Genomic DNA, 6,000 nt, shown 5'->3' on the forward strand with positions numbered 1-6,000 from the left:
CGGCCAAGACGGCGCCTGGGCAGCGTAGATGACCTGATCGCACCCCCTGTCCGGACCGGACCCGCCCACCTACCATGATGATGTGGAAATCGAAGCATGGGTGTGGTGGCTGATCGCGGCCGTGGGACTGGCGATACCGCTCGTCCTGACGGCGATGCCCGAGTTCGGGATGTTCTCGGTGGGTGCGGTGGCCGGTGCCGTCGTCGCGGCGCTCGGTGGCGGAATCGTGGCGCAGGTCCTTGTCTTCGTGGTGGTCTCCGTCGCGCTCATCGCCGTCGTCCGGCCCCTCGCGGCCAGACAAGGCGCCCGAACTCCCCGGCTGGCCACGGGAATCGACGCCCTGAAGGGGCGTCAGGCCGTGGTCGTCGAACGGGTCGACGGCAGCGGCGGCCGGATCAAACTCGCCGGAGAGATCTGGTCGGCACGCACACTCGACGCCGAACAGGCCTTTGAACCGGGGGAGAAGGTCGACGTGGCCGAGATCGACGGCGCCACCGCGGTGGTGATGTAAGCGCCCCCCGGGGGCACCGCGCACCCCGCGCGAAGTGAGCCCGGCCAGGGCAACCAGACCGAACGCCCCGCACACGCAGGCGTGTTCTGCGAAACTCGATCATCTGACAGTCCGGCAGTTCGGCAGCGAAGGGCAGTAGAGAACGCGATGCCATCAATCATCATCGTCTTGGTCATCCTGGTGGTGCTTGTATTCATCGCCCTGATCAAGACGATCCAGGTCATCCCGCAGGCGAGCGCCGCCATCGTGGAGCGCTTCGGGCGCTACACCCGCACGCTCAACGCGGGCCTGAACATCGTGGTCCCGTTCATCGACTCGATCCGCAACCGCATCGACCTCCGTGAACAGGTCGTCCCCTTCCCGCCCCAGCCGGTGATCACCCAGGACAACCTGGTGGTCAACATCGACACCGTGATCTATTACCAGGTCACGGACGCCCGCGCCGCGACGTACGAAGTCGCCAGCTACATCCAGGCGATCGAGCAGCTCACCGTCACCACGCTGCGCAACATCATCGGCGGCATGGACCTGGAGCGGACCCTCACCTCCCGCGAGGAGATCAACGCGGCCCTGCGCGGCGTCCTCGACGAAGCGACCGGCAAGTGGGGCATCCGCGTCAACCGCGTCGAGCTCAAGGCCATCGAGCCGCCGACCTCCATCCAGGACTCGATGGAGAAGCAGATGCGCGCGGACCGCGACAAGCGCGCCGCGATCCTCACCGCCGAGGGCATCCGCCAGTCCGCGATCCTCACCGCGGAGGGTGAGAAGCAGTCCGCGATCCTGCGCGCCGAAGGTGAGGCCAAGGCGGCCGCCCTGCGCGCCGAGGGCGAGGCCCAGGCCATCCGTACGGTCTTCGAGTCCATCCACGCCGGAGACCCCGACCAGAAACTCCTCGCCTACCAGTACCTCCAGATGCTCCCCAAGATCGCCGAGGGCGACGCCAACAAGCTCTGGATCGTGCCCAGCGAGATCGGCGACGCGCTCAAGGGACTCAGCGGCGCGTTCGACAACCTCGGCTCCGGCGTACCGGGCTTCAACACCGGCAAGGAGCGCCGCCAGCAGGCACCGCTCGACTGACGGCGCCACCGCCCGGCGCCACCGGCGCTTCTCCATCTGATCCGTCCTTCTCTGATCCGTACGTCACGTTCCCGTGCGACGCACCACCCGTCGTACGGGAACGGCCCCGCCCTCGGGCATGATCGGTTCAACAACCACCGATCATCGAGGGACGTGTCGCGTGACCATCTGGGAGATGCTCGCCGTGTTCGTCGCGGGCACCTGCGCCGGCACCATCAACGCCATCGTCGGCTCGGGCACGCTGATCACCTTCCCGGTGCTGCTCGCCACCGGCCTGCCGCCGGTCACCGCCACCGTCTCCAACGCGCTCGGCCTGATACCGGGCGCCGTCAGCGGGGCCATCGGCTACCGCGCGGAACTCACCGGACAGCGCCGGCGCATCATGCGCCTGGGCACCGCCGCCGTCTGCGGCGGGCTCTGCGGGGCGATCCTGCTCGTCTCACTGCCCTCGACGGCCTTCGAGACGATCGTGCCGATCCTGGTGAGCCTCGCCCTCGTCCTGGTGATCCTCCAGCCCCGGCTCTCCAGGACCGTCCAGCGCCACCGCGCGCGGAAGAACGTCGTCACAAAGACCGACGGCGGACCACTCCTCTTCGGTGGCGTCATGGCCGCCAGCGTCTACGGCGGCTACTTCACAGCCGCCCAGGGAATCATCTACATGTCCCTCATGGGCATGCTGATCGACGAGGAGATGCAGCGGCTCAACGCCGTCAAGAACGTCCTCGCCGCCATCGTGAACACCATCGCCGCGGTCTTCTTCCTCTTCGTGGCCGAGTTCGACTGGACGGCCGTCGTCCTGATCGCCGTCGGGTCCGCCATCGGCGGCCAACTCGGCGCGAAGGTCGGCCGACGACTCTCACCCGCCGTGATGCGAGCGATGATCGTGATCGTCGGCACCGTCGCCATCGTCCAACTGGTCACCCGCTGAGCGGACCCCGCACGCGAAAGCCCGCCTCCGGCATACGGAGACGGGCTGTCCCGCGACAACGGCGCCGGGAGTGACGGGAAGGAAGAAGTCAACGTCTACGCGGCCGCACCGGCCCCCGCCAGCCACTGCGGCAGCGCCGACCGCTCACCGGCCCGCAGCGCCAGCAGCATCGCGTCGGCCGGCGACGGCACGAACGGCTCGTGCAGCAGCGGCATTCCGGCCTGCTCCGGCGTCCGGTCGGCCTTACGATGATTGTCCTCGGCACACGAGGCGACCGTATTGAGCCAGCTGTCCGCACCACCACGCGACCTCGGCAGCACATGGTCCACGGTCGTCGCGCGCCGACCGCAGTACGCGCACCGGTGCTGGTCGCGTATCAGCACCCCACGTCTCGACCATGGTGCCTGTCTTCGGAAGGGCACCCGTACATACCGGCAGAGCCTGATCACCCGGGGCACCGGCAGATCCACCGCGGCCGCACGCACCCGCAGAGCCGGGTGGGACTGCTCGACGACGGCCTTGTCCTGAAGGACCAGCACCACCGCACGGTTGAGTGTCACCGTCGACAGCGGCTCGAAGCTCGCATTCAGTACCAGCGTGTCCCGCATCCCGCCCACCTCCCGTGTGCCGTCCCGCCGGACGGCGGGCTGGGATCAACTCTGGCCGGGCGCGCCAAGATGGACAACGCAATATCCGCCTATCCGAGTTCCGAGGACGACCCCAATAACCCCCGCAACGAAAAAATGCCCTGCTCTGATCTCTCCAAGACCAGGGCAGGGCAAACAACAGCTGAACGGTCAGCTCTCCGCGGGTGCGGCGTACTCACCGATCAGCTGCGCACGCGCGAGCGTGTGGAACCGCAGATTGAAGCCGACCACGGCGGGCGAGGCGTCCGAGTCCGGGCCCAGCGTGTCACTGTCCACCGCGTACACCGTGAACACATAACGGTGAGCGGGATCACCCGCCGGGGGAGCGGCACCCCCGAAGTCCTTCGACCCGTAGTCGTTACGGGCGTGCACGGCGCCCTTGGGCAGCCCCTCGAACGAACGGGAACCCGCGCCGGCCGGAAGCTCGGTGACGGACGCCGGGATGTCGAACAGCCCCCAGTGCCAGAAACCGCTGCCGGTCGGCGCGTCCGGGTCGAAACACGTCACGGCAAAGCTCTTGGTCTCCGCGGGGAACCCCTCCCACCGCAGGTGCGGCGATGTGTTCCCCGCCGCGAAGACCTGGGCGTCCTTCAGGACCGCACCCGGCGCGATGTCGTCGCTCACCACGGTGAAGGACGGCACAGGCGGGTGGAAGTCATGAGGGAGTGGAGCCCTCTTCGCCTCGGTCACTACTGAACCTCCGGATTCGGCTTGGTGCCGCCGCGCCTCGCGGGGCCCGGCGGCCTTCCGCAGCCGAGACTAAGGCCGTACGGACCTCAGGCCCAGTTGCGACGCCCGCCGACGTCCGCGATCCACTGGTTGAGATAGGCGGCCCAGTCGGTTGCCTGGAAGTCGTTCAGACCCACCTTGAAGGCGCGGTACGAGTCGCTGCCCTCACTGAACAGGCCCGGCTTCTTGTCCATCTCCACGATGACGTCCATCTCGCGGTCGTCCGCGATGAACGTCAGCTCGACCTGGTTCAGCCCGCGGTACCGCTGCGGCGGAGCGAACTCGATCTCCTGGTAGAACGGCAGCCGCTGACGCGTCCCGCGGATGTGCCCACGCTCCATGTCCGCGCTGCGGAAGCGGAAGTCCAGGCTGATGAAGGCGTCCAGGATGGCCTGCTGGGCCGGCAGCGGGTGCACGTTGATCGGGTCCAGGTCGCCGGAGTCCAGCGCGCGGGCGATCTCCAGCTCCGTCGTCACACCGATGTTCATGCCGTGCAGCTGCTGCCCGCCGATGCTCGTGACCGGGGTCTCCCACGGGATCTCAAGCCCGAACGGCACGATGTGGACTCCGCCGGCCTTGACCTCGAAGGCACCACCGAGACGCTGCTTGACGAACTCCAGGTCCTGCTTGACCTCCTGGTCCCCGCCCTCGACCTCGACGCGGGCCTGGAGACCGACGGAGAGTCCCTCGATCTGCTGGTCGACCGATCCGCCCTGGATACGCACCTCGCCCTGGACGACCCCGCCCGGCACGACGTTCTGCTCGGTCAGCTCGGTCTCGACGGACGCACCGCCGGCGCCCATGCTCGCGAGCAGCCTCTTGAAGCCCATAGTCACTCCTCCTAGATCCTGACCTCTACATACGCGTCACGACCGCGGGCGGTTCCCCCGCTACGCTCGGACGACATGATCGAGCGCCCCGACCGTACGCCGCTGCCCCGTGACTTCTTCAACCGGCCCGTGCTGGAGGTCGCCCCCGACCTGCTGGGCCGAACTCTCCTGCGCCGCACGGCGGAAGGAACGATAGAACTCCGCCTCACGGAAGTGGAGGCGTACGCGGGCGACATCGACCCGGGCTCCCACGCCTACCGTGGCCGCACCGACCGCAACAGCGTGATGTTCGGCCCGCCCGGCCACGCGTATGTCTACTTCACGTACGGCATGTGGCACTGCCTCAACCTGGTGTGCGGCCCGCAGGGCCGGGCGAGCGGTGTACTGCTGCGTGCCGGCGAGATCCGGGAGGGAGCGGAGCAGGTACGGAAACGACGTGTCTCGGCCCGCAACGACAAGGAACTGGCCAAAGGCCCGGCCCGGTTGGCCACCGGCCTTGACGTCGACCGCGCGCTGAACGGCACGGACGTGTGCACCGGCGGCGACGCGCCCTTGTCGGTGCTCACGGGTACGCCGCCGCCCCGTGACCAGGTACGCAGTGGCCCACGTACCGGGGTGGGCGGCGAGGGCGCCCCGCACCCCTGGCGGTTCTGGATCGACGGCGACCCGACGGTGAGCCCGTACCGAGCCCACACTCCTCGCCGACGGGCAACTTGACGCGCCGGGGCGGGACGCCTAATGTAGTCCGAGCCGCTTTACACGGGTCTTGCTCTTCAGCAGCCCGAAGCGGCCACCCACTACCTACGATTTTCCCCTGACGGGTTCTATTTCGGCGTGCCGAAATTCGAACTCTCTCGACCCGATTATGAGTCGCCCGGGGAATCGGTTAACGTAGTGGACACGCCGAAAGGGAAACGCGAAAGCGGATAACTGATTAGGCGGTCCCGCCGACTGGGAATCAGGCGCCGAAAGGTTCTGATAGAGTCGGAAACGCAGGACAGCAAGACCGAAGGGAAGCCCGGAGGAAAGCCCGAGAGGGTGAGTACAAAGGAAGCGTCCGTTCCTTGAGAACTCAACAGCGTGCCAAAAGTCAACGCCAGATATGTTGATACCCCGGCCTGGTCCACTTTCTGTGGGTTGGGTTGGGTTCCTTTGATAGAAACACAGCGAGGACGCTGTGAATGACCGGTCTTATTCCGATCTGGTTGTTCCGCTCTCGTGGTGTCACCGGGCTCTTTTTGTGGGGTCGGGAAAGCATTCACGGAGAGTTTGATCCTG

7 protein-coding genes are annotated in these 6,000 nt (G+C 67.2%); 4 read left to right on the plus strand and 3 right to left on the minus strand.

Annotation, left to right across the window (positions count from 1 at the left end; genetic code table 11):
• Positions 1-82: 82 nt before the first annotated feature.
• The 3 genes from ACIBBB_RS13390 (at position 83) to ACIBBB_RS13400 (ending at position 2,516) form a co-directional block, all read left to right on the plus strand.
• Complete coding sequence (locus ACIBBB_RS13390; RefSeq protein WP_398981278.1) at positions 83-511, plus strand: NfeD family protein; 429 nt, start codon at positions 83-85, stop codon at positions 509-511.
• Between the two features lie 147 nt (positions 512-658).
• Positions 659-1,588, plus strand: coding sequence for an SPFH domain-containing protein (locus ACIBBB_RS13395; RefSeq protein ID WP_189108739.1), 930 nt, complete (start codon positions 659-661; stop codon positions 1,586-1,588).
• Between the two features lie 160 nt (positions 1,589-1,748).
• Positions 1,749-2,516, plus strand: coding sequence for a sulfite exporter TauE/SafE family protein (locus ACIBBB_RS13400; protein ID WP_398981280.1), 768 nt, complete (start codon positions 1,749-1,751; stop codon positions 2,514-2,516).
• Between the two features lie 95 nt (positions 2,517-2,611).
• Here the strand turns inward: ACIBBB_RS13400 and ACIBBB_RS13405 are convergent, their stop codons facing one another.
• The 3 genes from ACIBBB_RS13405 to ACIBBB_RS13415 all read right to left on the minus strand — a co-directional run bounded on the left by ACIBBB_RS13405 (position 2,612) and on the right by ACIBBB_RS13415 (position 4,722).
• On the minus strand, positions 2,612-3,124 hold the full coding sequence (locus ACIBBB_RS13405) for an HNH endonuclease (RefSeq protein ID WP_384318830.1): 513 nt from the start codon (positions 3,122-3,124) through the stop codon (positions 2,612-2,614).
• 189 nt (positions 3,125-3,313) lie between these two features.
• Entirely contained in the window at positions 3,314-3,853 is a 540-nt protein-coding gene (locus tag ACIBBB_RS13410; protein WP_398981283.1) for a YbhB/YbcL family Raf kinase inhibitor-like protein, read from the minus strand.
• Between the two features lie 86 nt (positions 3,854-3,939).
• Positions 3,940-4,722: a sporulation protein gene (locus tag ACIBBB_RS13415; RefSeq protein WP_398981285.1), complete on the minus strand. Its 783-nt coding sequence runs from the start codon at positions 4,720-4,722 to the stop codon at positions 3,940-3,942.
• Between the two features lie 75 nt (positions 4,723-4,797).
• On the opposite strand from ACIBBB_RS13415, the gene ACIBBB_RS13420 reads away from it, so the two are divergent.
• Positions 4,798-5,439, plus strand: coding sequence for a DNA-3-methyladenine glycosylase (locus ACIBBB_RS13420; protein ID WP_398981287.1), 642 nt, complete (start codon positions 4,798-4,800; stop codon positions 5,437-5,439).
• Positions 5,440-6,000 lie beyond the last annotated feature (561 nt).

The sequence above is a fragment of the Streptomyces sp. NPDC051217 genome (genome assembly GCF_044455465.1).
Lineage (GTDB): Bacteria > Actinomycetota > Actinomycetes > Streptomycetales > Streptomycetaceae > Streptomyces.

Bases quoted from the DNA above. Each gene is read 5' to 3' on its own strand.
- ACIBBB_RS13395 (WP_189108739.1), top strand. From the start codon at position 659: ATGCCATCAATCATCATCGTCTTGGTCATCCTGGTGGTGCTTGTATTC.
- ACIBBB_RS13405 (WP_384318830.1), bottom strand. From the start codon at position 3,124: ATGCGGGACACGCTGGTACTGAATGCGAGCTTCGAGCCGCTGTCGACG.
- ACIBBB_RS13415 (WP_398981285.1), bottom strand. From the start codon at position 4,722: ATGGGCTTCAAGAGGCTGCTCGCGAGCATGGGCGCCGGCGGTGCGTCC.
- ACIBBB_RS13420 (WP_398981287.1), top strand. From the start codon at position 4,798: ATGATCGAGCGCCCCGACCGTACGCCGCTGCCCCGTGACTTCTTCAAC.